A 24,499-nucleotide genomic window follows, 5' to 3' on the forward strand; every position below is an offset into this window, starting at 1 on the left:
GGCTGGACTGTCTTTTCTCCGGAAGGGTTGTCTCGCGTGACATACGTGAGTGACCATTCATTCCATACCTGATGGAGGGAGTATTGTGGCCGAGACCATTTGCCTGATTGATGACGAACCAGCCATTCTTAATACCTTAAGTAGCATTCTTGAGGATGAAGGCTATCAAGTGCTGGTGGCCAAGAGCGGCCTTGAGGCGCTCAAACTGGTCCGAAGTGAAGTGCCGGATTTAGTCATTTTGGATATCTGGATGCCGGAGATGGATGGGCTGGAGACATTGAAACGATTGCGCACTCAGTTTCCCAACATCCTGGTCGTGATGATGTCGGGGCATGGGTCCATTGAAACCGCCGTAAAATCCACAAAATTGGGTGCCTATGATTATTTGGAAAAGCCCCTAGACTTGGAAAAAGTCACCATACTAGTGCGCAATGCGTTGCACCAACGCAAGCTGGAAGAGGAAAACCTGAATCTCAGAATTCAGGTGGAGCGACGATTTGAATTGGTGGGCTCTTCTCCTCCTATGGAGCGGCTTCGCGAACTGATCGCGATGGCGGCTCCAGCCAATAGTCGCGTGTTGATTTCAGGGGCAAATGGGACAGGGAAAGAACTGGTGGCTCGCGCGATCCATTTGCAAAGCCCCCGGCATAATCGCTCCTTTGTGGAAATCAATTGTGCGGCGATTCCGGAAACGTTAATCGAGAGTGAGTTATTCGGTCATGAAAAAGGGGCCTTCAGTGGCGCCAGCTCCATGAAACGTGGCAAGTTCGAGCTGGCGGACGGAGGAACTCTGTTTTTGGATGAAATCGGGGACATGAGTCTGGCCACACAAGCCAAAGTGTTGCGTGCCCTTCAAGAGCAACAATTTACACGGGTTGGGGGAACAAAACTCATCAATGTTCAGGTCCGGGTCATTGCCGCATCCAATAAAGATTTGGGAGAAGAGATTGGGAAAGGGACGTTCCGTGAAGATCTGTATTACCGGTTAAATGTGTTGCCGATTGTGGTTCCGACACTCAAGGAGCGTCGAGACGATATCCCTGAGCTCGCGCAGCATTTTTTGCGACTGCATTCTGAAGAACAGGGCATGAAACCTAAAGAGTTTAGTCCGCAAGGCATGGAGGCGTTGCAGCGGCATGATTGGCCGGGCAATATTCGTGAACTCCGGAATTTGATTGAACGCTTATTAATCATGGTGCCGAAGACAATCATTGAGGCGGCAGATGTTGAGATGTTCCTTCAAGGGCGGGCGCCAAGCGGGGTGCCTTCCCTTGCCGTGGGCACCAATTATGATTCGCTCCGGGAAGCCCGGAATGCCTTTGAGCGTGAAGTCATTTCTCTTAAACTCAGGGAAAATAATTGGAATGTTTCCAAAACCGCTGATGAATTGAAAATCGAGCGGAGTCATTTACACAGAAAGATTAAGTTACTTCATGTTGAACTCCGGCCCGAACATTAAGCCTCGCAGGACTCCTTCTCCCACTTCTACTGAAACGTTGTCTCCCGGATCTTCCCATCCCCTCCACATTGAAAAATTGGTGGCCGGCGGATTCGGTCTCGGACGAGTGGATGGTCAGGTGGTGTTGTGTGCCGGTGGCATTCCCGGTGAAGCCCTTCAGGTGGAGATGCTCAGTCGGCGCAAAGGCGTGAGCCAAGGGAAAATCCTCCAGGTCCAGGATCCGGCTGAGATCCGGGTTGTTCCCCTCTGCCCGGTCGTCGGGCGATGTGGAGGATGCCAGCTTCAGCATATCCAATACGAAGCACAACTTTCTCAAAAACGATTGATTCTGGAAGATACCCTCCGTCGGATTGGAAAAATTTCCGATGTGCTGATTTCTCCGGTGATCCCGTCCCCAAGGCCCTATGGCTATCGGCAAGTCCTCCGAATGGGAATCGGAGAGGGACCTGACGGATTATTTCTGGGTTTTTTCGAATCAGGAACTCAACAACTGCTGCCGGTTGACACGTGTTTTTTGGTGGACGACATGGTGCAATCGGTGTTGGACTCGGTCCGGTCCAGCCTTCGCTCCCTGGTCATTGAGGGGATGAATTTAGAGAGTGTGGAAATCCGATGGTCCCAACTGGAGGAGGGCGGTCTGTTGGTATTCCGCGGTCGAGCCGTGACCAAAGAACACGTCGAACGTCTGATGCATGCCTGTTCCGGGATCGCCAACATCAAGGGTTTGATTTATGAGCGCGCGGATACGCCGGAACATGATTCGAGGCGTCGCGTGCGGCATGAGCCGATTGTGAGGGGAGCGGATCATGTATGGGAAGCCTTTAGAGGGTTGCGCTTGAAAATGGGGTTTCGGTCATTCATGCAGGCCAACTGGGACGTCTTTCAATTGTTGGGGAAGATGGTTGAGGAATGGCTGGGAAATCTGAAAAAGCAACGGATTTTGGAGTTGTATGCCGGAACCGGCCCCCTGGGTCTCAGCCTTGCGAGCCAGGGTGCTCAAGTGACCTGTGTGGAAGGGAATCCGTTTGCCATCCACGATGCCCGTGAGTCGCTACGCATCAATGAGATTACAGGGTGTCGTGTGCGAATCAGTTCAGTCGAATCCTATCTCATGACTGTCAAATCCGGCGCCTATGATGTTATCCTCCTTGACCCTCCGCGTGCGGGGCTCAATCCAAAAATTGTAGACCGATTGGGTGTCTTGCAAGTCCCCAAACTGTTCTATCTTTCTTGCGACGCCCCGTCATTGGCCCGGGATATCAAATCGTTATGTGAAAAGGGCTATACCGTTCAGCGCATGCAACCATTTGATATGTTTCCTCAGACGGCACACCTTGAAACATTAGTCGAATTGACGCTTTCAGCATTTGAATCAAACGACGGAGATTAAGGATACGCTCATGGCCACCTATCGAGAAGCGGGAGTTGATATTCAACAAGGCGATGATTTTGTCAAACGAATCGGCCCCATCGTTCGCTCCACCTTCCGACCTGAAGTCATGGGAGACATTGGAGGGTTCGGCGGCCTCTTTCGATTTCCTTCCGACCGTTATCGTGAGCCGATTCTGGTGTCCGGGACGGATGGCGTTGGGACCAAGGTCAAGATGGCCACCTTAATGAATCGACATGATTCGATCGGGATTGATTTGGTGGCGATGTGTGTCAACGATATTATTGTCAGCGGGGCGGAGCCGCTCTTTTTTCTGGATTATCTCGCGACGGGTCATCTTGAAGTGGAAGTCGGAGAAGCGATTATTCAGGGAATTGCCGAGGGATGCCGACAAGCCGGATGTGCGTTGATTGGTGGAGAAACCGCAGAAATGCCCTCATGTTACCCGCAGGGCGAATACGATCTGGCCGGTTTTGCGGTAGGAGTGGTGGAACGGTCGGAGATGTTGGGCCCGGAAAAAATTAAACACGGGGATGTGTTGATTGGAGTCGGGTCGAGTGGACTTCATAGTAATGGATACTCCCTGGCGCGAAAAGTCGCTCTTGAGCTGAAGGAGTGGTCTCCTGAGACCCGGGTACCCGGTTTGCTGGGCACAGTCGGGGAGGCGTTACTTATCCCGACGCTTATTTATGTGCAACTGGTCAAAGCGTTGTTGTCCCAGAGCCGAGTACACGGCCTGGCGCATATCACCGGTGGTGGAATTACCGGGAATGTGCCACGAGTCATTCCGGAGTCCTGCCAGGCGGTCATCGATCGAAGCACGTGGGCGCCACTCTCGTTGTTCACCGTTCTTCAAGAAGCAGGAGCCATTGATCAAGACGAAATGTTTCGCGTGTTTAACATGGGAATTGGTCTGGTCGTGGTGGGGCCCTCTGAAGAAACCAGCCGGATATTGAACATTATTCAGGAACAAGGGATGAAGGGCTGTGTCATTGGAGAGGTTCGAGATCGCCCGTCTTCTGAGCCAAAGCTTTCCTATTCGCATTAGAAGGTTGAAACTGTGTCGCTTGCCCTTGGGGTCTTAATCTCAGGCCGCGGATCAAATCTGGTGGCCATTCTGGATGCCATTGATCGTGGCTCGTTGGATGCGACTCTCAAGGTCGTAGCCAGCAACAAGGCCAATGCCGCGGGCTTAGAGCGCGCAAAGGAACGCGGGCTTCCCACGGTCTATCTGGATCCAAAACCTTTTGCCCGGGAAGCCAACCCGCGTGAAGCCTATGATCTGGCAATGGGTGCCCTTCTCCAGCAACATGGGGTGGAATATGTGGCCCTGGCGGGATATATGCGGATTGTGACCCCCGCCTTAATTCGAATGTATCCATCGAAGATCTTGAATATCCATCCCTCGCTTCTACCGGCGTTTCCAGGACTCGATGCCCAACGTCAAGCCTTGGAGTGGGGCGTAAAAGTCAGCGGTTGCACAGTGCATCTGGTGACGGAAGGGGTCGATGAAGGACCTATCATTGTGCAAGACGCGGTGCCTATTCTTGAGGGGGATACGGTTGAATCCTTATCCGCTCGTATTTTGGAAAAAGAGCACGAATGCTATCCGCAGGCTCTTCAATTAATGGCACAAAAACGGGTACATCTGGAAGGGCGCAAGGTACATATTCTTTCCTAGAACGAATTGTCGGACTTCAACGATTCATGGGCGAGTAAGGGGACTGCGGGCAGGCAAAAAAATGTGTCAGCGATGGCAACTCGACGAACAGTCAGTTATAATCCTGTGATATTTTTCAATTCATAAGGACTTCTTTTTTCCAACGCTTCACATCGTACGAATCCCAAGTGTGGGGGGCTAGCTCAGTTGGGAGAGCACTACGTTCGCAACGTAGGGGTCGCGGGTTCAACTCCCGTGCCCTCCACCATTTACATACTCTTCAGGTATTAACGCTTGAAAAAAGCCTTCAGGTCTTCACTTATAGGCTAATTGTCGGCCCTTTCTGCGATCAAATTAGTACCATCCGGACAATTTGCCAATAAGATAAAAACGTAGAAGAGGGAGGCCTAGGTTGTTTCCCTTTCCTATGGGCTAGTCGTCTTTTCGGTAACCCACCGATAGCCTTTTCCTCGCATGCATTGTTCAATAGCCTGGCCGCTCATGTCGGGATTGGCGCCAATTTTATCGCCCAGTGTCGCCGGTTGTGGTTCTTGAACTATTCCCATCGTTTGGCATTCGCGGTAGTCTTGTTGGACGGTATCGGGAGATGCCCCTTCTTTAACCCAATGGCCCCCAATACATCCCACAAAAAGACAAGTAACTCCGACAATAAAATAGGCTTTGTTCATGAAGCCCTCTCTCTTTTACTGAGTTGAGTTCTCAGCAGAAAGATCGTTGTGAAATATGGTCCATTCTATGATGGCTCTCGATCGTGCCAGGAAGAAACTAATCCGCCTCGTTTGAGAATTGCTAGGTGTGTTACCAGTTCGTCTTTTGAGGATTCATCCTCATGGGCATATGAATAGAACACTTTCATCGGTGTTTGCTGGTCACTGTCCATGAAGATCCCTCTCCGCTCCTTAAAAAGGAAATCCGTTTTTCTGATACTATTTCCGGTTGAAATTATCATTTGATAGTAATATTGCAACGCGGAAATAGTTAGATTCTACTCATTTCGAATTTCTGTCAAGGATCTTGATAATTTCCCAAAATTGTAGAATGGTATTGTGAATGAGGGGAGAGGAATCCGTTTACCATCCACGATGCCCGTGAGTCGCTAGGAATGCGATTACAGGGTGCCGTGTGCGGATCAGTTCAGTCGAATTCTATCTCATGACTGTCAAATCCGGCGCATACCGCATACGATGTTATTCTTCTGGATCCTCCACGTGCGGGGCTCAATCCAAAAATTATAGACCGCTTGAAAACCTTGCAAGTCCCGAAATTGTTCTATCTTTCTTGCAACGCTCCGTCATTGGCCCGGGATATCAACTCGTTGTGTGAAAAAGGCCCTACCGTTCAGCGGATGCAACCATTGGATATGTTTCCTCAGACGGCACATCTTGAAACATTAGTTGAATTGACGCTTTCAGCAATTGAACCGAACGACGGAGAGTAAGGATACACTCATGGCCACCTATCGAGAAGCGGGAGTTGATATTCAACGAGGCGATGGGTTTGTCAAACGAATCGGCCCCATGGTTCGCTCCACCTCTCGTCCTGAAGTTATGGGAGACATCGGGGGATTCGTCTGCTTCTTTCGGTTTCGTTCCGACCGCTATCGTGAGCCGATTCTGGTGGCTGGGACGGATGGCCTGGAATCTTCCGCACCCTCAAACACGGTTTCTTATATAACCGTGTTTCGGAGGGTAATTTCCCTGAACCTGTTTTCCTCGGGGGTAGGGCAGTCGGCTGGAAAGAAGCAAAGATCTAAGTTTGGCTTGCAGAGCGGTTTAGGCAAGCCGGAAGATTGGGGCGTGATGCTACCTCCATGCTTCGCCTACCACATGACCTTGCGGTGAAGGCGAGCGATGCCAATAATCCACCCGAATCACCGGCTCGTCAACATTCACCGCAGCTATACCGTTGAAGAAATCGCCAACCCACCTGTCGTTCACCGGAACACCGTTCGCGAGTGGATCAATCGTGGGCCTCCAACAGTTGATAAGAGACGCTCCTTGTTGGTCCGTAAAGCGACACTGCATGCCACCTTAGCGAACCTCAAGCGATTCTTTCAATGGTTGGCGGTCGAGCCGGCAATAAGTCGCGGATACGGTATTTTGACGCCGGGTATTTAAACCTATCCGAGAAGGACGTCATATTTGCCTATCTAAAATATTGTCAGTGTTTTAGCACCAGTGTCAGGTAGGAGGACGAGCTTATGTTGGAGGCTTTGCCGGAAATGCGCCGCCAATCATAGTTGCGTTCTCTCCCGTCTTGATGAGTCTGGAGCCGCCAGGACCGGTCAGTACCACTTCGCCCTCAGTCACCTGTACCGTCACGATTTCTAAGGACGGATCGTAGTCCACAGTGAATTCGGTGCCTCGGACTCCAATCACTGCAACACCGCAACGGACACAAAATCCCGATTGGCCTCCCCACCCCTTGATGAACCCTTCTATTTTACCGCGGATCAGATCCAGACACCCGTCCCGTTCAAATCTGTCCCAGTTTACGTGGAAATCGCTGATTTCGACCTCGGTGTTATCCCCCAAATTGAAGACCGACGGTCCTAAATCGTATGCCTCATCTCTGTCGGTGAACTCGAGTGCCACCCTTCCCCGACCGGTCCGAACCCGAGCATCCAAATGCAGGGCATAGCCTTTCCGGGCAGGTATCCATTGACGAACACCCGTTTCCTTCCGTTTCCCATCTTCATCGATTTCAATTTTTTTCACGAAAACGTCGACCTTACCGCGCAGGCCCACGAGATAGGCGGCAATATCGCCAGGAGCATTGCCCAACGCCCTGGCAAATTTCGGTGGGATAACAAGGGACGCACACAGCATGATCGCCGTAAGTAATATCAGTGAAATTTTCCGTATGGCTTGCAACTTGTGGCGTGTAGTCATGTTGGGGGATTCTCCGGAAAGGCGCCGCCGATCATGAGCACACCTTCTCCGGCTTTCATAAGTCTAGAGCCTCCTGGTCCAGTTAGTACCACTTGACCTTTGTGTGCCGTCACCTTGACCATCTCCTGAGATGGATCATAGTGAATTTCGAACTCACCGATTCCACGTAGCGAGCAAACGGCAACTCCTGCGCGGACACTGAAGCCGGAATTCTCACCCCATCCCTGAAGAAAATTTCGAATGGCACCTCGAAGTAAATCGATTACCAGGAAGGAATGGGACCGATTTTCGTAATTGATGCTGAAATCCCATAACCTCGCCTCAGTATTCTCCAGAATGTGGGTGGTGGTTGGATCAAAGCCCTTGGCTTCATCCCCGTCAGTAAACTCGATCCGAGCTCGACCTTGCCTGGTACGAATGTGATCCTTCAGATGCAATGCGTCACCGGCTTTGGCAGGAATCCATTTTCGGCCCAACGAGCGCCCGGACTCTGAGCGTTGCACCACGAATATTTCGACCTCACCTGAAAGGTGTATAATTTTTGCGGCAATATCGCCGGGAGCTGAGCCTAACCCGCCGACCGGTGTTGGGAACAGAAGCCCTACCAGCCATAGGCTCACTACGGTGCTGGTACCATAAGCCAAAATCTGGTTCCGTGATATTGTTCGCCCGGGATCGCCCCCATTCATGGCGATCACCTGTTCTCCAGATGCTTCGAGAGTTTCCGGACCCTGGCTGTAGCATCTTGATTGCCGTTTTGTTCCGCCAGGCGGTACCAACGCAAGCTTTGGGCCTCATTGCGCTCGACGCCAATCCCATGCTCCAGGACAGAGGCATAATTAAACTGACCATGCCTATTTCCCTTCTCGGCTGACCGGCGGTAATACTCTGCGGCCAGCCGCAGGTCTCTCTCTACTCCAACCCCTTTCTCGTAAGCCCAGCCCAACCTATTGTTCGCGGCCGCCGCCGCAGCGGTATCATCCATTTCGAGCACTCGTTTAAACATGGCCACTCCCTTGGCGGGATTTTTGGGAACGTCCTCACCATCGAAGTCACAGCCACCGGCCATATACACCCCCCAGGCATGCCCCTGGGCAGCCGCTTTACGTTGCCACTCGCAGCCCTTATGCATGTCTATCTCCGTCCCCCACCCGTTGAAGTAGGCCATCCCAAGGCTGTGTTCACTTTCCGCCACACCTTGTTCCGCACCGCGAGCCAGCCACCGGAATCCCTGGGGCGCATCCTTCTCGCCGCCAACTCCATCAATCAAGGCGCGACCATACCAGGTCTGGGCCAAGGCGTTGCCTTTCTCCGCGGCTTGGTGTAAAAGCTCGCGAGAGCGGACAGGGTCTTTCGGCACACCATTGCCCGTCCAATAATCGACCCCTAATCGATAGAGATTTTCGGCCGAAGGGGTCGGCGTACCATCTCCGATTCTGCTGTCGCTCGCGCTCCGACACTCCCCCGTCACATCGGAATAGGCAGCGTGCGAGCCTTGGCAGGGATCGCTTTGCCCCATCACGCCAAGGTCATCGCCTTGGGGCATGGCCACGTCGGGGATTAGCGTCTCGGCATCCTTTGTTTCGTCAGGGCCAGGAGCCTCGGTAGGTTTTGTCTCTCCAGCCTGACCGTTTGGTTCGCATGGTAGGGCATACAACTCAAACTTGCGCATGACATCGCGGGCTATGCGGCGCAGCACCTCATGATTGACTCCCTCGATGTTTCCAAAATTCACTAAAATACTCGCAGTCCGGCTTCCGATGCCTCCATATTGCAAAGGGCGCCCATTCGGCTTTGTTCCGAGGTTCGATGAGAACGATGTATTCCATTTACCGTCATAGCAGGTTCTCCCCTGTGTCGCAGGGGTACCTATAAATTGTACGTCCACATAAACGATTTCAGAAATATCGCTTCCAGGAATTGGAACCCTTAAAGGCGCGGAGCAAAGCAGGAAGCCTGCCTCACGAATTTCCGACACGACCCCACATGGCCCATCCCATTGATAGGGCGATGGATCGACATCATCCATCGCCATTTTTGTCCACTGGTGTGGAATCGGATTACGGGCCGACCACACCATGTTGTACATGAAAAGTAAGGCTACCAGGGAAAGCAGGATGTGTTTCATATCATCCTCCGTGTCAAAAAAATCCTGGGGCGTTCACCACTGCGAGGACAGATACATAGGGATTTCCGCGAAAGTACAGCTGATCAAATTAATTGTCAAACGAAAAGGAATCCTGAACCGTTTGGTGTCGGGTATTGGTTGTGGGGTGGAATGGGGCGGGTTTCGTGATATGGGCGGGATGATATCTAAAAATGTTCATGAACCTATCATGTTCACACTCCACATAAGTAATGTTTGCGAAGTGAACAGCCATTAGAAGGTCACTTTCTATTTGATTGAAGATCTTTGGTATAAAAATAATGTGATCTATAGTCTCGACCTCGAAACCTTTATGGACACCGACGGGGATGGGGTAGGGGACTTTGAGGGCCTGACGAGAAGACTGGACTATTTGCATGCCTTAGGAATCGGGACGATTTGGCTCTCCCCGTTTCAACCTTCACCAAACCGTGACAATGGGTATGACATCTCGGATTATTATGGTGTCGATCCTCGTCATGGGTCGAGCGGCGACTTTGTGGAGTTCATGCATCAGGTGCAAAAACGGGGAATCAAGGTCATCATGGACCTTGTGGTGAATCACACCTCGAAACAACATCGCTGGTTTCAGGATGCTTGTCAGAATAAAAATTCCTCCTATTTCGACTGGTATGTCTGGTCGAAAAAGCGTCCGTCTGACTGGAATCAAGGCTTGGTGTTCCCCGGTGTCCAAAAAGGAACTTGGACCTATGAAAAGATGGTCCAGGAATACTACTTTCATCGTTTTTATAATTTTCAACCAGATTTGAATATGGGAAATCCAGAAGTCCGTACGGAGATCAGGGGGAATATGGGATATTGGTTGGAATTAGGCGTGTCGGGATTTCGTGTCGACGCGGTACCGTTCATCATTGAAACACTGGCGCCCGGAAAAAAGAAACCGGTGATGCGGTACGAATACCTCAGTGAGATGCGGAATTTTCTGCAGTGGCGCTGTGGTGACGCCATCCTCTTGGGTGAGGCTAATGTCCTGCCCAAGCAAAATCAGCGATATTTCGGGAAGAATGCTGATGGCATCCACATGATGTTCAATTTTTATGTGAACCAGTATCTGTTTTATGCTTTGGCGACATCGGATATTGCTCCTCTTATTAATGCACTGAAAGCCACGCAGGATCTTCCGCCCACCGCACAATGGGGCCAGTTTCTCCGTAATCATGACGAACTCGATTTAGGCCGGCTGACTACTGAGCAGAGAGCGAAAGTGTATGCGAGATTCGGACCCGAAAAACGCATGCAACTGTACGATCGGGGTATCCGGCGACGTTTAGCGCCCATGTTGGGGGACCGACGGCAGATCGAGCTTGCTCATAGCCTGCTCTTCTCTCTGCCTGGCACGCCCGTGATCCGATACGGAGATGAGATTGGCATGGGCGATGATTTGGCCTTAAAAGAACGTGCGGCTGTGCGCACGCCTATGCAATGGTCTGATGAGGCCCAGGCTGGGTTCTCCACAGCGGATCACCCGATTCTTCCTGTCATTGAATCCGGTATGTATAGTTACAAACAGATTAATGTTGAAGCGCAACGACGGGATCCCGGCTCTTTGCTAAATTGGATGGCACGGATAATTCGTTTACGCAAAGAATGTCCGGAAATCGGCTGGGGCACGTGGAACATACTTCAAACAGGTTCCAAGAAAGTGCTCGGCATGCGATATGATTGGCGGGGCAATTCCCTGGTGGTGCTGCATAATTTCGATAAAAAACAGCAGGAAGTCCGGATTCGACCTGGAGTGGAAGGCGGAGATCGGTTAGTCAATCTTCTGGCAGAGGAAGAAAGTCACAGTCCTCCTTCCGGCATCCATAAAATGGCACTTGAATCGTACGGGTACCGCTGGTTCAGAGTAGGGGATTTGAATTATGCGATCCACCGGAAGCGGAGCTGAACTTCATGCATCGCGATGAGATAGAGATCCTTTTCCTAACTGTAGACTAGTGCGGATGTCATGGAGGCCATCGATAATATTTCTGCCCGCTTCCCCCTTTTCCATCATAAAATCGCTGAGTGTGGTCTAGAAACCTAACCCAATTTATGTTAATTGTGCATAATATTAGTTAACTTTATGTAGTATTATGCGATTTTCTAAAAAAAGCGAATACGCCTTGCGGGCCATGATGGAGCTGACTCAGGAGTTCGGGCAGGGACTCGTGCAAAGAAAATCCCTGGCGGAGCGGCAGAATATTCCATTGGGCTTTCTGGAAATGATTTTGTTGTCCTTAAAAAACGCGGGACTGATTGGGAGTCGTCGGGGCGCCCATGGCGGGGTGTATTTAATCAAGTCGCCCCGTGAAGTCACCTTGGGGCAGATTATTCGGCTTCTGGATGGCCCACTCGCACCGATCGCCTGTGTGAGTCAGACGGCGTATCAAAAATGCCAGGACTGTCCTCATGCGGCAACGACGGCGTGTCCGATTCAGCGCATCATGCTGGATGTGCGGAACGCCATTGCATCCGTTCTTGATCATTACACTCTTGAAGATTTTGTATTCCCCCGGCAGGGAGGGGAAGTCGTCAATATGAAAATACAACCGGTACCAGGTGCAACGCAGAAGAAAAAAAAGTCGTCGGAAAAATCATCTTAGTCAATCTTTTTGCTGTTCTCATGCGGCATGGTCAACGATAAGAGGAACCTATGGAAACTCATTGGCGTAGTGTGGTGAAGGGTGTGAGTTGGCGGGCAGTTGGGACGTTGGATACCACCCTTTTGGTGTTTATTTTTTCTGGAGAACTCCTTCTTGCCGCTTCGGTGGGGTTAACGGAATTGGTCACGAAAATATTTTTATATTGGCTTCATGAGCGAGTCTGGCAAAAGATACAATGGGGACGGATCTATCCGACAACCAGTTCACCATAAAAGGATAAAAAAATATGGCACGGTCAATATTGATGAGTGGGGCGCTGATGGCTTTCCTTGGTGTTGCGATTGGCGCCTTTGGCGCACATGGACTCAAGCCATTTCTTTCTGAACAGATGTTGACGGTCTTTGAAACCGGTGTGCGGTATCATTTGATCCATGCCCTGGGCATGCTCAGTGCGGGATTGAGTCTGGTTTATGTTCCCCTTCGCCAGTTCAGATGGGCCGGTTGGGCCTTTTCCCTGGGCATCGTGTTGTTTTCAGGAAGCCTGTATGTCATGTCCCTATCGGGTGCACGTGGATTGGGGATGATCACGCCTTTTGGAGGGCTGTGTTTTCTTGTGGGGTGGGGCCTGTTGGCGCGAGGCTACTGGAAAGCCTTTCCCCACCAAAAGGCTCCATTCTCTTCACCAGAGAGTAAGGAGTCGAGTCCTTAAAACCTCATGATTAAGACGTTGACCTTTCAGCCTCATGCAACATGTTTTTGACGATAAATGGCGGGCTGGCCTCTCCCATATACAGCGTACGATGGGGAAAGGGAATTTCAATGCCCTGTTGGTCAAAAGCTTTTTTCAGGCGTCGACGATATTCTCTCCCTACCATCCATTGCTTGATGGGTAGCGTTTTCAATCTGGCTTTAATGACAACCTCCGATTCGCCGAAGTCGTCTACTCCCAATATTTCAATGGGTTCGAGAATGTTTGGTCCAACCTCCGGGTCCGCTTGTAAATCCCTGCCTACCTCCTTCATGACGGAAGATACCCGATCGGTATCCTCTTTATAAGCTACACCTATGTTCATGACATAGTATGACCAGTCTTTGCTCATGTTGGCGAGGGTCGTGACGGTGCCATTCGGAAAAATATGAACCGTTCCTGACAGGTCGCGTAGGGTAATGGTCCGGAAGCTGATGGCTTCGACTAAACCACCGGTTCCATTCACCACGGCCACATCTCCAACCCGCACCTGGTTTTCTAAGATCATAAAAAATCCGTTAATGACATCCCGGACCAGATTTTGTGCGCCAAAGCCGACAGCCAGTCCCACGATGCCCGCACTGGCGATAATGGGTGTAATATCCAACCCTATCTGATCCAATCCCATCACCACGGCAACGACCCAGACCAAAGTGAGGCCAATGGTCAGAAGCAAGCCGATGAGAGTTTTAACCCGTTTTTCAGCGGCTAAACGATTCTTTTCATCGTTTTCCCTCACAGTGAGTAAAATGATTTCAAGTTTGTGGAGGCCGAAGCGAACGGCGCGGATTCCGATGTATGCGACGACTCCGATAAGAAGAAGCCGCAAGGTGGCTTCCATCATGACCAGCGACTTGGCTGTGAGAAAGGGAGTAAGCTTTTCAAAACCAAAAGATTCCATTATGACCTCCTTGAAGAGAAAGAGAATAGCCGGTTCCTTGAAGGCTTGGATCAACTCAGGCCAATTAAGGCTGAGTCAGAGTAGAAGACTTATTCTTTCAAGGGATTGGAGTATTGGCAAGCACGGAAGGGAGAGGATTGGCATGTTTCTCATATCCCGGCTGAAGTATGTGAGAAAGAAATCAGCTGAAGGATTTTTGTGAGGCGCTGTTTTTTCACCAACCTAGGGTTTATTTTCATGTCTTTCCCTTGACACATGGTATCTTGGGTGGTAAAAAATCCAAAATAGGTCGCCAAGGACAACGAAGTCCCATGGTCGGCCTCCCATACAATAGAACGCGGACAATGAAGTCCTCAGCCAAAGAAATTGGTTGGGGATTTTTTTTTGCCTTTTGACCCCATTCCCGTTCGTTGTCCTTGGGAAACCCAATAGAGTCTCGTCAATGGAGCGTGGCTGATCATTATCGGGGGAAGGTGGCGTCGGAAAATCCTGGTCGTGGTAGGGCGAGTGCGACCTCAAAAACACGGAGGGCTACATGATTGGAGACCTAATACCTGGAATCACCTTTCACCACTCACAGAAGGCTTGTCGGCGAGGAGGGCTATTGGGCCTTGGTCTTGCGCTGCTTGTGGTGGCTGGCGGAACGAGCGTGAGTGAGGCGGCGGTGTTAACCAAGGAGGATTTCAAACTCTATGGGTATGTGGAGGCCTCCTATACTCAAAATTTCAACTTTCCCAAAAATTCCGGGGCTAATGCCAATGATTTACGGATCTTTGACGGGGATGCCAACTCTTTCAGACCCAATATGGCTCAATTGGTCTTTGAAAAGGAAGCGACCAACGCCAGCAATGTCGTCGAGCGTGCCGGCTTTCGACTGAAATTAGATGTTGGTGAGGATGCGCAATTTACGGGTGGGCGAACCGGGGATGATATCGATTTCCAGGAAATGTATGTCCAGTATGTCGCCCCGATCGGAAACGGATTGGATATTCGAATTGGACGAATGAATAGCTTAGTGGGCTATGAAGTCATTGAGAGTCCCTACAATAACAATTTTTCCCGATCCTGGTTGTTTGGTTTGGGTCAGCCCTTTACGATCACCGGCCTTCGTCTGGCGTATGCCGTCAACGAACAGGTTTCAGTGTTAATGAGTGTGCTCAATTCTTATACCGGCTTGACGGAAGATAATAATAAGTCGAAATCTGTGGAAGGGTTAGTGTCTTATCGCCCCACTGAAGCGATTGGATTGAATGTGTATGGCATTGTTGGAAAGGAAAGTTCTAATACGCGATCGGGTTCTGGCACACGGGTTCTTATCGGTGGGTATGCGACCTACCAGGCTACGGATCAATTGGGTTTTGTGGTGGAAGGGTATTATGCCAATCAGGAAAATGGGAGTGCCATCAGCTCGGGTCGCAATGCCCGTTGGGATGGTGTCGCGGGGTATGCGATTTATGATTTCAATGAACAATGGGGTCTGCGTTTTCGGGGAGAAATTTGGGAGGACGCCGGAGGCGATCAGAGTTGTTTGGGGACGGCCGGATCCGGTGGAAATGCGAATGTCTGTGCCGTGTCAGCTCCAATCGCACAAACCCTTTGGGAGAACACGGTGACCCTTCAATATAAGCCGACTCCGTCACTGATCACCCGATTGGAATTTCGCTATGACAAATCAAATCAAAATGTCTTTCTAGATGGAAGAAATACTCTGACTAATAACCAACAGACACTGGCGGTTGAAGCCATTTTCCTCTTTTAAAGAAGAGGTCCAAGGAGCAAAAGACGATGAAGGTCTATATTCACAAAGCCAGTAGATCCATATTTTCGGCAGTCATGTCTGTTTTGGTCTTGAACGGGTTGGGCTCATCCGTGTGGGCTCAAGATGGAGGAGCGTCGGAACTCAGTGCCGGCGACACGGCTTGGGTGTTGATGTCCTCGGCCCTGGTGTTGGCCATGATCATCCCCGGATTGGCGTTGTTTTATGGCGGGATGGTCCGGAGTAAAAACGTGTTAAGCACAATGATGCATAGTTTTATTGCCGTCTGTCTCGTCAGCGTGGTGTGGGTGTTTTGGGGGTATAGCCTCGCATTTGCGCCGGACGTGGGAGGCGTCATAGGCAGACTCGACTGGTTGGGATTGATAGGGGTGGGACCCGAACCGCTTCAAGGTTCCACGATTCCCCATTTGGCCTTCATGGTGTTTCAGCTTATGTTTGCGGCGATTACCGTGGCGCTCATTAGTGGAGCCATTGCCGAGCGAATGAAATTTAGTGCCTTTGCCTTGTTTGCCGTGTTGTGGGTCACGTTCATTTATGCGCCTCTGGCTCATTGGGTGTGGGGAGGTGGCTGGCTCGCAGAATTAGGGGACTTGGATTTTGCCGGTGGGACCGTGGTTCATATCAGTTCGGGTGTGGCTGCGTTAGCCTGCGCGCTTGTCTTAGGAAAACGCCACGGATATGGTACCGACAATATGAGCCCCCATAACCTGCCGTTCACGGTCATCGGGGCCAGTTTGTTGTGGGTCGGGTGGTTTGGCTTTAACGCAGGAAGTGCTTTGGCGGCCAATGGGATTGCGGCAAGTGCCTTTGTGGCCACTCATGTAGCGACCGCCGCCGGAGCGTTAGCCTGGGTCGGCGTGGAGGGACTCTATCGAGGAAGAGCGACCGTGTTGGGCGCGGCCAGCGGTGCCGTGGCAGGTCTGGTGTCCATCACGCCAGCCGCCGGGTATGTGGGGCCCATCGGGGCGCTTCTGATTGGTTTTGGAGGAGGCGTGGTGTGTTATCTCGGAGTATTTTTAAAGCATAGACTGGGCTATGATGATGCCTTGGACGTGCTTGGCATCCATGGGATCGGAGGAACCTGGGGGGCAGTGGCCACCGGATTGTTTGCGAGCATGGGTGGAGGCACCGGGCTCTTTTTCGGAAACCCCTCGCAGGTCGTCATCCAAGTCATTGGAGTGGGCGCAACATGGGCGTTCTCATTTGTCGGCACCTATCTCATCCTCAAACTCGTTGAGGGCACGATCGGGTTACGTGTCACTCGAGAAGATGAGGTGCTCGGCTGTGATCTGACCCAACACCGGGAACGGGCCTATGGGTAATTCATACACAGGAGATGTGTTGGTTTCGAGAGCAAGAGGGGGCGGGAGAGTCCGTTGCCCGCGACGACGGAAAGCGATATTCAGCGTGTCTTAATCCAATGGAAGGATGGTTCCTATGAAGCTGATTCAAGCCATTATTAAACCCTTTAAGTTAGATGAAGTGAAAGATGCGTTGATCGAGTTGGGTATTCAGGGCATGACTGTCACCGAAGTGAAGGGATTTGGTCGTCAAAAAGGTCATAAAGAGACCTATCGTGGCACTGAATATCAGATTGAATTCGTTCCAAAAATTAAACTGGAAATTGCCTTGGCCGATGACCGGGTGGGAGAGGCTCTGGAAGCCATTATGCGTGCAGCCAAAACCGGCAGTATTGGGGATGGAAAGATTTTTGTTTCCGAGTTACATAGCGTCATCCGTATTCGTACGGGAGAATCGGGCGAAGGAGCGGTCTGACCATTGGCACCCGACCACATCACGTGTTTACTCGAGGAGGGGAAATGAATCTGTTGATTCCACGCTCAACGATGGGAAGATTGACCGGACTGGTGCTTGGCCTGAGTTTAACTCGACCCTTTGCTGTTTGGGCAGGTGAAGAGGGTTTGCCGAAAATTGATACGGGCGATACGGCCTGGCTCTTAATGTCTTCGGCGCTGGTGTTGTGTATGACGCTTCCCGGTCTGGCCTTATTCTACGGCGGACTGGTTCGCAAAAAAAATGTGCTCGGAACCATCATGCATACGATGGTAATTCTGTGTGTCATTAGCCTGGTTTGGGTGCTGTGCGGATACAGTTTAGCCTTTGGTCCTGATGTTGGAGGGTTCATTGGTAGCCTGGCATGGGTGGGTCTGAATGGTGTGGGATTGGATCCGAGTCCGCTGTATGCGTCGACTGTGCCCCATCAAGTCTTTATGTTCTTCCAGCTCATGTTTGCCGCCATCACCGTCGCTCTGATTACCGGCAGTGTGGCCGAGCGGATGAAATTTAAAGCTTTACTCATGTTTGCCGTCTTATGGTCCCTTCTGATCTATGCCCCGTTGGCCCATTGGGTATGGGGTGGCGGGTGGTTGGCCAAGCTTGGCGCTTTGGATTTTGCCGGAGGTGCGGTCGTCCATATCTCTTCCGGATTCGGAGCCTTGGTCTGTGCCGTGATGCTTGGGAAGCGCAAGGGATTTGGTGCAGAGCCGATGCCTCCACATGATTTGCCGATGACCGTCCTTGGTGCGGGCCTCCTCTGGTTCGGGTGGTTCGGCTTTAACGCAGGGAGTGCGCTAGGAGCCAATGGCGTGGCCGCGGCGGCGTTTCTTGCCACTCATACGGCCGCCTCGGCCGGGGGACTCAGTTGGATGGTGGCTGAATGGGCCCATAGAGGAAAACCAACTGTGTTAGGGGTCGCCAGTGGAGTGGTCGCGGGTTTGGCCACGGTGACGCCGGCTGCAGGATTTATCGGGCCGATGGCCGCCCTTCTGATTGGTCTGGTTGCCGGCACCGTTTGTTATATCGCGGTCGTATGGAAAATGCGGCTCGGCTATGATGATTCACTTGATGTCGTGGGCATTCATGGCGTGGGCGGGTTTATGGGCATATTAGCGACAGGATTATTTGCCTCCATCGGGGCTCAGGGTTTCTTTTTTGGAAACCCGGGACAGTTTGGTATACAAGTTGTATTGGCTTTGGTAACCTTGGCGTTTTCTGTCATCGGGACCTATCTCATTCTTAAAATCGTGGATGTGACAGTGGGGCTGAGAGTCTCCGCCCAGGACGAGGAAATGGGGTTGGATCTCAGTCAACACAACGAACGGGCCTATTCCTAACATGGAGGTTCGTGATTGAGCATGATGGGGTGGAACCGGAGTTGGCCTCCGATCCACGCCGGATGCGTGCGTGGTAACAGTTGAGGCGATGAGGGGGTTTTTTACTTTTATAAACAGTTGTGCCGGCGAAGGAGGTATTGAATGACCGCGAAAGAAGTGTTGGATTTTGCGAAGAAGAACAAGGTGGAAATGGTCGACGTCAAGTTTGTCGACCTTATGGGGACCTGGCAGCATTTTTCGATCCCGACATCAGAGTTGACGTTGGACCTCTTTAAAGAAGGTTCCGGATTTGATGGATCGTCTATTCGTGGCTGGCGCATGATCCAAAACAGCGACATGTTGGTGGTGCCTGACCCGAATACCGCCTGCATGGATCCATTTATGGAAATTCCGACGTTAAGCCTGATTGCCGACGTGCAGGATCCGATTACCCGGACCATCTACGAGCGGGATCCGCGTGGAGTGGCGCTTCGAGCGGAACAATATCTCAAAAGCACGAAAATCGGAGATATTTCCTACTGGGGCCCTGAAGCCGAATTTTTTATTTTTGACCATGTGTCGTTTGATCAAAACAGTCACTCCGGTTACTACTTTGTTGATTCAGAAGAGGGTATCTGGAATTCCGGAAAAGACGGAGTCAACCTCGGGTCCCGCCCGCGCCACAAGGAGGGCTATTTCCCCGTGGCCCCCGTCGACTCGCAACAGGATATCCGGTCAGAGATGTGCCGGGAAATGGAAAAAGCCGGAATCAGGGTGGAAAAGCATCATCATGAAGTGGCCACATCGGGCCAGGCCGAAATCGACCTTCGATTCGATACTCTGGTCAAGATGGCCGATCAGATGATGATGTACAAATATATTGTGCGCAATGTCGCGCGGCGGCATAACAAAACCGTGACCTTCATGCCCAAGCCGCTCTATGGGGATAATGGCACCGGAATGCATACGCATCAGAGCATTTGGAAAGACGGAAAGCCCCTGTTTGCCGGGAAGGAATATGCGGGTGTCTCACAGATGTGCTTATATTATATCGGCGGGATACTCAAACATGGTCCGGCCCTGGCCGCGCTCACCAATCCGATTACGAATTCGTACAAACGCCTGACCCCGGGCTTTGAAGCACCGGTGTTGTTGGCCTATTCCAGCCGGAACCGATCGGCGGGCATCCGGATTCCCATGTATTCTCCGAGTCCCAAGGCCAAGCGCATTGAGGTTCGATTCCCTGATCCTTCCTGCAACATGTATTTAGCCTTCAGTGCAATGCTGATGGCCGGATTGGACGGGATTCAAAATAAAATCCATCCAGGGGAAGCCATGGATAAAAATCTTTATGATTTAGAACCCGAGGAGTTAGGGAATATTCCTTCATTGCCTTCGAGTCTGGAACAGGCCTTAAAGGCGCTTGAGGATGATCATGAATTTCTCTTAAAAGGCGGAGTGTTTTCCGAGGACCTGCTTGAAGCCTGGATCGCCTATAAACGGTCCAATGAAATCGATGCCATTCGAGTCAGGCCACACCCGTATGAATACTTTATGTACTATGATGTGTAAGCATTGAACGTGAACCGTTCTGCCTGTCTGCGGGAAAGGTCAGTGGGTTTCCTAACGCCCGGGTATTCAATGAAGGGATGACGTCATGCCTTCTGATGCCCGGGCGTTAGCGTTTGGGAAACCGTCGAAGAAATTGTTCGTGAATTTTTCTCATCCTGGAGTGGATGGCATGCTCCAGATCGTCGGCCCCCTGAAGCCAGTTGGTGGTGTGCATTCCGAGCCGGCGAGCGAGAAACACCATTTCATCAGAACCGGATGGGGGCAGGACAAGGTCCTGGGCATGGCCACGGACAATTCTGAGTCCATCAATGAGTTGTCGGAAATACAGATAGTGGTCTTTGAGTTGGGCCCCCTCCTCAAGACTGAACAGGCCTTCCCCGCTCAGGTGATCGATGGCCTCGAGCGTATTGGGCGTACGAATGGAGGGATGGTCGTGGCCGTGCATGAGTTGAAGATATTGCACGGTATACTCCACATCAAGGAGGCCACCCGCTCCGTATTTCACATGCGTGGTTCCCGGCCGGACTAATTCCTTGGTCTGACGTTCACGAAGGTGGAGGGCGGTCTGCAAATCCCATGGGTCGGGGGCATAAACAAATTGGTCACGATGCTGCTCAACCGCTTTTCCGACCGCACGATTGCCGGCAAGAAACCGGAGCTTGATAAGGGCTTGTCGTTCAAAGGGGGCGGCTCCGCCCTCTGAAGTATAATACCGCTGAATTTCCTCGAGCGAATTGGCGAGGAGCCCCTTCTCTCCATGCGGCCGAAGCCGGGTATCCAGGTGGAAAATGCCTTCCTGCTTGGCTTCAATCCATTGGAGGAATTCCTGCGCCCAGCGTTCAAAATAATCCGAGGATACCCGCGTGGTCTGACCGCGCGGTGGTTTGCCCGGCATGTGATAGACGAACAGAATCTCGATATCGGAGGCATACCCTAATTCGCCGCCGCCGAGTTTCCCTAATCCAAAGATCGCCATCGACGGCGGAGCGGTGAGGGAGGCTTTTGGATTGATCGCCTGTTGAGAATGCAAAAGGGCCTGATTGAGAATGACGTCGGCGAGATTGGTCAGGGCTTGGGAAAACTGCGGGAGCGGACTATTCTCCAGGAGATGACGCATGTCGATGCGAAACAGTTCTTCATCTTTCCATTGATTCAAGCGTTGCTTTTTGTCGGCGGGAGTTTTGGCTTTGAGCAATAATGGCTCGATCGCCTTGCTGAGTATAGCTTTTGACCGGATCAATGGACCTTTTTGGTATTGATTCATCATGGGCAACAAATTGTTATGCTGCCGGCGGAGTAGGTCCTCCCACAGGTAATCACTGCTGCCAAAGAGTTGCGCCAGTCGTTCCAGAGTGGAAGCCTGGCTCAGTTTGGTGAGATGCGATGGGGTATTGGCCTGCTCTAACCATTGATCCAGGAATTGATCAAAATGGTCGAGCGCTTTCCCGGGGTCCGGTGCCCATCTCAGGTAATGGGTGAATTCTTTCAGTAAGGTGGCCGCCGTTCGCAGTTCCTGTTGTTCGGCTTTCCCCTGAATTTTTTCGCCCTGTCGCCCGCGGACGTAGAGACGGTTGCGGACGCGATGCTTCGCGACTTCAATCTTGGCTTTCACAATATAGATGCCGCGCATGGCCAGGGCATTGGCAAAGGTGTATAAAAACGCCGGCGTATCGGTTGAGCTGATATCCAGGATGGTTTCATGACTGCCACGCGGGTTGGAAAAGCTGATGTGCACCGGATGGACCATCTCCGTTGGTTTCTGCCTCATGTTCTCTAAATTTTCAATAAGTCGTCGATTGACCTGGCGACGGGCTTGCCGGATCTGATTCTTTTGAAGAAGGATGAGGAGGGCCGTCACCATCTCTTGAAGCTCACGTTGTTCGGGTTCTTCAAATTTCAAGTCTTCAAGCGCCTGCACGTGAAAGACATCCACCACAATTTTTCGGGTCAACCCTCGAGTCCCTTGTGGAGAACCACCCATCGGCATGTGTCCCGGAGTGGATTTCGTGGAAAGGGAAGTGGAAGGTGTGGTCTCCAGCGAGGTGAAAATCGTGGCCTCGCGAATGTCCAACCCAAAGGACGATAGGACGCCACAGAACACGGCAAATTCTGAAAAATAGTCGTACCCTACCAGGGTCAGTTGATATTGCCGGGTGGGGAGAGTCCTGATCGAGATAGCACAGGGTCGTTCAAACGTGAGCTGGTTTGCCAGAGCTAAATGGTCCAGGATAGCGGCGGGAGGAAAGCTGTCAAAATAATCAGGGTCCATCTGCCGGACAAAATCTCTGATCAAGGCCGGACGAAGATCAGGACATTGAGTTTGATACGACTGGATCCGCTTAACTTCGTTCATGGTGCCCGAGTATACTGAAAAATTGTTGCATTGTAAGGTCTGCCGCGCTCCCGTATAATTTTCCCTTTGACGATGAGCGCTTTCATACCACACGCAGCTTCTGAGGGTGATCCTCCTGCTTCTGCCCTTCCCGATCCGACGCCCTTACTGCTGGCTTCAGGACTTCCCTCCCAGGACGTGGCCCACATTCTTGAGGCCTACAGCCTTCAGGATTGGAAACGGGCCGACCAGAATCTGCAGGCCATGGCCGGGGAACCGGTCACCCGAAAAGCCCTGGCAACCATTCTGCACGCGGTTTTAAGCAGCGTGAGGCGAACGGCCGACCCGGATCAGGCCATTAATGAATGGGAACGGTATGTCGATTCCGGTATCCAACGGCTCCAACTGTTTCAATATTTAGCGATGGTCCCGCATGTGGTTGAAGTGTTGGGAGCGGCGTTCGGGAATAGTCCGGCCATGGCGCAAACCTTTATCCGTGATCCGTTACTCGTGTATTGGATTGAAGATGACGGGGTTCTGCGACGGCGGATGACGCGGGCCGCTCTTGAGACCCACGTGCAGGCTGCCCTCAGTACGGTGACGAGTTTTGAGGCAAAATGTGAAGCGTTACGACGGCTGAAGCGGCGCGAAATGCTCCGGATCGGGATTCGCGATCTCTTGGGCATCGCTACGCCGGTCGAAACCTATACGGTGTTATCGGATCTGGCCTCGGCTGTGATTCAGGCCGTTTATGAACTGGTGAACCGGGAGTTAACGCAGCGGTTTGGCGATTTTGGAGAGGGGACATCGACCGGGAAAAAGATAGACGGTTTCTCCGTGCTGGCCATGGGAAAACTCGGAGGATGGGAGCTTAATTATAGCTCGGATGTCGATCTGATTTATGTGTACCATGCCCCCGAAGGAAAGACCAAAGCGGGGAAGGGACAAACCAGTATTGCTCGGGCCCTGTATTGTGAAACCCTGGCCCGGGAACTCACGGCGGTCTTAACGGCGGCCACCGCGGAAGGGGCTTTGTTTCGAGTCGATCTCCGTCTCCGTCCGGAAGGAATGGTCGGGCCGTTGGCCTCGTCCCTTGAAGACGCGCTTCATTATTATGCGGGCCGAGGCCGAACCTGGGAACGTCTGGCCTTTCTCAAAGCCAAGCCCATTGCCGGGAATCTCCGTGTAGGGCAGGCCTTAATCAAGGGGCTGACAAACTTTGTGTATGGGAATGAAGAAGACGAAGGTCAGGTCTTTCCGGCTATTCATTCACTCCGGTCGCAAATTCTGGCCAAGATGATTCGACGAGGGGAAGTCGACCGGCATGTCAAACTGGGCATTGGAGGGATTCGGGAAATCGAATTTATTGTGCAAGCCCTTCAACTGCGTTGGGGACAGGCGTATCCTACAATCCGTGACCGGCAAACACTTAAAGCGTTGGTGAAGTTGAGACACATTGAGAAACTGACGGCACAGGAAGCGCGCCTTCTAAAAAAGTCGTATGTGTTTTTGAGAAACCTCGAGCACAAACTTCAAATGGTCCATGAATTTCAAACGCATCTGCTCCCGAGTAAGACGGGCGAGATGGCCAAATGTGCCGTCAGAATGGGTTACCTCAAACGGGGAACCGTGGGGCAGGCCACGGAAACGTTCCTGAACGACTATCGCCGGCATACTACCACCGTGCATCAGTTATACGAACGCATCCTGTGTTCGTCGTCATCCTAGCTGTTCGACGCTTTTTTTCTCAATATATACTTTTTTTTCGCCTTCCGTTTGACAGTCGCGTGACAGGGAAGGAGACGAATGTCGAGTGTGAATCGCTCTAAGGGGTTGAATTCCCGCTGGGGATTATTATCTTTATAGTGCGAGACAAATTCCGG

General features: G+C 51.6%; 23 protein-coding genes and 1 tRNA gene. 18 read left to right on the plus strand and 6 right to left on the minus strand.

From position 1 onward, the window contains the following. The first annotated feature begins 85 nt into the window (after positions 1–85). The 5 genes from ACTRXD_RS19065 to ACTRXD_RS19085 all read left to right on the plus strand — a co-directional run bounded on the left by ACTRXD_RS19065 (position 86) and on the right by ACTRXD_RS19085 (position 4,777). On the plus strand, positions 86–1,459 hold the full coding sequence (locus ACTRXD_RS19065; protein ID WP_442433363.1) for a sigma-54-dependent transcriptional regulator: 1,374 nt from the start codon (positions 86–88) through the stop codon (positions 1,457–1,459). Then, positions 1,434–2,849, plus strand: coding sequence for a 23S rRNA (uracil(1939)-C(5))-methyltransferase RlmD (rlmD, locus tag ACTRXD_RS19070; protein WP_442433364.1), 1,416 nt, complete (start codon positions 1,434–1,436; stop codon positions 2,847–2,849). The genes ACTRXD_RS19065 and rlmD overlap by 26 nt, the downstream gene beginning before the upstream one ends. 10 nt (positions 2,850–2,859) lie before the next feature. Then, complete coding sequence (gene purM, locus ACTRXD_RS19075; protein ID WP_442433365.1) at positions 2,860–3,897, plus strand: phosphoribosylformylglycinamidine cyclo-ligase; 1,038 nt, start codon at positions 2,860–2,862, stop codon at positions 3,895–3,897. Positions 3,898–3,909: 12 nt separating this feature from the next. After that, positions 3,910–4,530, plus strand: coding sequence for a phosphoribosylglycinamide formyltransferase (gene purN, locus ACTRXD_RS19080; RefSeq protein ID WP_442433366.1), 621 nt, complete (start codon positions 3,910–3,912; stop codon positions 4,528–4,530). Positions 4,531–4,701: 171 nt separating this feature from the next. Continuing rightward, positions 4,702–4,777: transfer RNA gene (locus tag ACTRXD_RS19085), tRNA-Ala, on the plus strand. A gap of 157 nt (positions 4,778–4,934) precedes the next feature. Here ACTRXD_RS19085 and ACTRXD_RS19090 read toward each other — a convergent pair. Further along, positions 4,935–5,198: a hypothetical protein gene (locus tag ACTRXD_RS19090; protein WP_442433367.1), complete on the minus strand. Its 264-nt coding sequence runs from the start codon at positions 5,196–5,198 to the stop codon at positions 4,935–4,937. Positions 5,199–5,719: 521 nt separating this feature from the next. On the opposite strand from ACTRXD_RS19090, the gene ACTRXD_RS19095 reads away from it, so the two are divergent. The 3 genes from ACTRXD_RS19095 to ACTRXD_RS19105 are packed head-to-tail and all read left to right on the plus strand — an operon-like array spanning position 5,720 to position 6,647. After that, positions 5,720–5,968, plus strand: coding sequence for a hypothetical protein (locus tag ACTRXD_RS19095; RefSeq protein ID WP_442433441.1), 249 nt, complete (start codon positions 5,720–5,722; stop codon positions 5,966–5,968). A 10-nt stretch (positions 5,969–5,978) separates the two neighbouring features. After that, positions 5,979–6,371: a hypothetical protein gene (locus ACTRXD_RS19100; protein WP_442433368.1), complete on the plus strand. Its 393-nt coding sequence runs from the start codon at positions 5,979–5,981 to the stop codon at positions 6,369–6,371. 9 nt (positions 6,372–6,380) lie between these two features. Then, positions 6,381–6,647, plus strand: a complete 267-nt coding sequence (locus ACTRXD_RS19105) for a hypothetical protein (RefSeq protein ID WP_442433369.1) — start codon at positions 6,381–6,383, stop codon at positions 6,645–6,647. Positions 6,648–6,728: 81 nt separating this feature from the next. On the opposite strand, the gene ACTRXD_RS19110 is transcribed toward ACTRXD_RS19105, so the two are convergent. From ACTRXD_RS19110 to ACTRXD_RS19120, 3 genes are read right to left on the minus strand one after another with little or no spacing between them, the layout of a single operon-like run. Beyond that, complete coding sequence (locus ACTRXD_RS19110) at positions 6,729–7,421, minus strand: FecR family protein (RefSeq protein ID WP_442433370.1); 693 nt, start codon at positions 7,419–7,421, stop codon at positions 6,729–6,731. Then, the gene (locus ACTRXD_RS19115; protein WP_442433371.1) at positions 7,418–8,119 is read right to left on the minus strand and encodes a hypothetical protein; all 702 of its coding nucleotides are present in this window, start codon (positions 8,117–8,119) and stop codon (positions 7,418–7,420) included. The genes ACTRXD_RS19110 and ACTRXD_RS19115 overlap by 4 nt, the downstream gene beginning before the upstream one ends. Continuing rightward, positions 8,116–9,549, minus strand: a complete 1,434-nt coding sequence (locus ACTRXD_RS19120) for a tetratricopeptide repeat protein (protein WP_442433372.1) — start codon at positions 9,547–9,549, stop codon at positions 8,116–8,118. The genes ACTRXD_RS19115 and ACTRXD_RS19120 overlap by 4 nt, the downstream gene beginning before the upstream one ends. 271 nt (positions 9,550–9,820) lie before the next feature. Between ACTRXD_RS19120 and ACTRXD_RS19125 the strand changes: the two genes are divergently transcribed. The 4 genes from ACTRXD_RS19125 (at position 9,821) to ACTRXD_RS19140 (ending at position 12,882) form a co-directional block, all read left to right on the plus strand. After that, positions 9,821–11,476, plus strand: a complete 1,656-nt coding sequence (locus ACTRXD_RS19125) for an alpha-amylase family protein (protein ID WP_442433373.1) — start codon at positions 9,821–9,823, stop codon at positions 11,474–11,476. A gap of 187 nt (positions 11,477–11,663) precedes the next feature. Next, positions 11,664–12,173, plus strand: coding sequence for an RrF2 family transcriptional regulator (locus tag ACTRXD_RS19130; protein ID WP_442433374.1), 510 nt, complete (start codon positions 11,664–11,666; stop codon positions 12,171–12,173). Between the two features lie 50 nt (positions 12,174–12,223). Then, positions 12,224–12,445, plus strand: a complete 222-nt coding sequence (locus tag ACTRXD_RS19135) for a DUF2061 domain-containing protein (protein ID WP_312641722.1) — start codon at positions 12,224–12,226, stop codon at positions 12,443–12,445. Positions 12,446–12,459: 14 nt separating this feature from the next. Further along, positions 12,460–12,882, plus strand: a complete 423-nt coding sequence (locus ACTRXD_RS19140; protein WP_442433375.1) for a DUF423 domain-containing protein — start codon at positions 12,460–12,462, stop codon at positions 12,880–12,882. Between the two features lie 10 nt (positions 12,883–12,892). On the opposite strand, the gene ACTRXD_RS19145 is transcribed toward ACTRXD_RS19140, so the two are convergent. Beyond that, on the minus strand, positions 12,893–13,822 hold the full coding sequence (locus ACTRXD_RS19145) for a mechanosensitive ion channel family protein (RefSeq protein ID WP_442433376.1): 930 nt from the start codon (positions 13,820–13,822) through the stop codon (positions 12,893–12,895). Between the two features lie 535 nt (positions 13,823–14,357). Here ACTRXD_RS19145 and ACTRXD_RS19150 point away from each other — a divergent pair. The 5 genes from ACTRXD_RS19150 to glnA all read left to right on the plus strand — a co-directional run bounded on the left by ACTRXD_RS19150 (position 14,358) and on the right by glnA (position 20,284). Then, positions 14,358–15,581, plus strand: a complete 1,224-nt coding sequence (locus tag ACTRXD_RS19150) for an outer membrane beta-barrel protein (protein ID WP_442433377.1) — start codon at positions 14,358–14,360, stop codon at positions 15,579–15,581. 26 nt (positions 15,582–15,607) lie between these two features. Next, positions 15,608–16,921 carry an ammonium transporter gene (locus tag ACTRXD_RS19155; RefSeq protein ID WP_442433378.1) on the plus strand — a complete coding sequence of 438 codons (1,314 nt, stop codon included), beginning with the start codon at positions 15,608–15,610 and terminating at the stop codon, positions 16,919–16,921. A 115-nt stretch (positions 16,922–17,036) separates the two neighbouring features. After that, positions 17,037–17,375, plus strand: a complete 339-nt coding sequence (locus ACTRXD_RS19160) for a P-II family nitrogen regulator (protein WP_312747972.1) — start codon at positions 17,037–17,039, stop codon at positions 17,373–17,375. A gap of 71 nt (positions 17,376–17,446) precedes the next feature. Continuing rightward, positions 17,447–18,733, plus strand: a complete 1,287-nt coding sequence (locus ACTRXD_RS19165; RefSeq protein WP_442433442.1) for an ammonium transporter — start codon at positions 17,447–17,449, stop codon at positions 18,731–18,733. A 141-nt stretch (positions 18,734–18,874) separates the two neighbouring features. Beyond that, positions 18,875–20,284 carry a type I glutamate--ammonia ligase gene (gene glnA / locus ACTRXD_RS19170; protein WP_442433379.1) on the plus strand — a complete coding sequence of 470 codons (1,410 nt, stop codon included), beginning with the start codon at positions 18,875–18,877 and terminating at the stop codon, positions 20,282–20,284. Positions 20,285–20,390: 106 nt separating this feature from the next. On the opposite strand, the gene ACTRXD_RS19175 is transcribed toward glnA, so the two are convergent. Then, complete coding sequence (locus ACTRXD_RS19175) at positions 20,391–22,637, minus strand: hypothetical protein (protein ID WP_442433380.1); 2,247 nt, start codon at positions 22,635–22,637, stop codon at positions 20,391–20,393. Between the two features lie 72 nt (positions 22,638–22,709). Here ACTRXD_RS19175 and ACTRXD_RS19180 point away from each other — a divergent pair, with 72 nt between their 5' ends. Further along, entirely contained in the window at positions 22,710–24,344 is a 1,635-nt protein-coding gene (locus ACTRXD_RS19180) for a hypothetical protein (RefSeq protein ID WP_442433381.1), read from the plus strand. Positions 24,345–24,499 lie beyond the last annotated feature (155 nt).

Origin of the sequence: Nitrospira sp. T9, from assembly GCF_052156535.1 — a bacterium.
Lineage (GTDB): Bacteria > Nitrospirota > Nitrospiria > Nitrospirales > UBA8639 > Nitrospira_E.

Excerpts from the sequence above, each read along its gene's own strand:
- ACTRXD_RS19165 (WP_442433442.1), top strand. The coding sequence starts at position 17,447 with ATGGGAAGATTGACCGGACTGGTGCTTGGCCTGAGTTTAACTCGACCC.
- ACTRXD_RS19120 (WP_442433372.1), bottom strand. The coding sequence starts at position 9,549 with ATGAAACACATCCTGCTTTCCCTGGTAGCCTTACTTTTCATGTACAAC.
- ACTRXD_RS19135 (WP_312641722.1), top strand. The coding sequence starts at position 12,224 with ATGGAAACTCATTGGCGTAGTGTGGTGAAGGGTGTGAGTTGGCGGGCA.
- ACTRXD_RS19150 (WP_442433377.1), top strand. The coding sequence starts at position 14,358 with ATGATTGGAGACCTAATACCTGGAATCACCTTTCACCACTCACAGAAG.
- ACTRXD_RS19175 (WP_442433380.1), bottom strand. The coding sequence starts at position 22,637 with ATGAACGAAGTTAAGCGGATCCAGTCGTATCAAACTCAATGTCCTGAT.
- ACTRXD_RS19130 (WP_442433374.1), top strand. The coding sequence starts at position 11,664 with ATGCGATTTTCTAAAAAAAGCGAATACGCCTTGCGGGCCATGATGGAG.
- ACTRXD_RS19160 (WP_312747972.1), top strand. The coding sequence starts at position 17,037 with ATGAAGCTGATTCAAGCCATTATTAAACCCTTTAAGTTAGATGAAGTG.
- ACTRXD_RS19100 (WP_442433368.1), top strand. The coding sequence starts at position 5,979 with ATGGCCACCTATCGAGAAGCGGGAGTTGATATTCAACGAGGCGATGGG.
- ACTRXD_RS19110 (WP_442433370.1), bottom strand. The coding sequence starts at position 7,421 with ATGACTACACGCCACAAGTTGCAAGCCATACGGAAAATTTCACTGATA.
- ACTRXD_RS19105 (WP_442433369.1), top strand. The coding sequence starts at position 6,381 with ATGCCAATAATCCACCCGAATCACCGGCTCGTCAACATTCACCGCAGC.
- rlmD (WP_442433364.1), top strand. The coding sequence starts at position 1,434 with ATGTTGAACTCCGGCCCGAACATTAAGCCTCGCAGGACTCCTTCTCCC.
- glnA (WP_442433379.1), top strand. The coding sequence starts at position 18,875 with ATGACCGCGAAAGAAGTGTTGGATTTTGCGAAGAAGAACAAGGTGGAA.
- ACTRXD_RS19090 (WP_442433367.1), bottom strand. The coding sequence starts at position 5,198 with ATGAACAAAGCCTATTTTATTGTCGGAGTTACTTGTCTTTTTGTGGGA.
- purM (WP_442433365.1), top strand. The coding sequence starts at position 2,860 with ATGGCCACCTATCGAGAAGCGGGAGTTGATATTCAACAAGGCGATGAT.
- ACTRXD_RS19155 (WP_442433378.1), top strand. The coding sequence starts at position 15,608 with ATGAAGGTCTATATTCACAAAGCCAGTAGATCCATATTTTCGGCAGTC.
- ACTRXD_RS19145 (WP_442433376.1), bottom strand. The coding sequence starts at position 13,822 with ATGGAATCTTTTGGTTTTGAAAAGCTTACTCCCTTTCTCACAGCCAAG.
- ACTRXD_RS19140 (WP_442433375.1), top strand. The coding sequence starts at position 12,460 with ATGGCACGGTCAATATTGATGAGTGGGGCGCTGATGGCTTTCCTTGGT.
- ACTRXD_RS19180 (WP_442433381.1), top strand. The coding sequence starts at position 22,710 with ATGAGCGCTTTCATACCACACGCAGCTTCTGAGGGTGATCCTCCTGCT.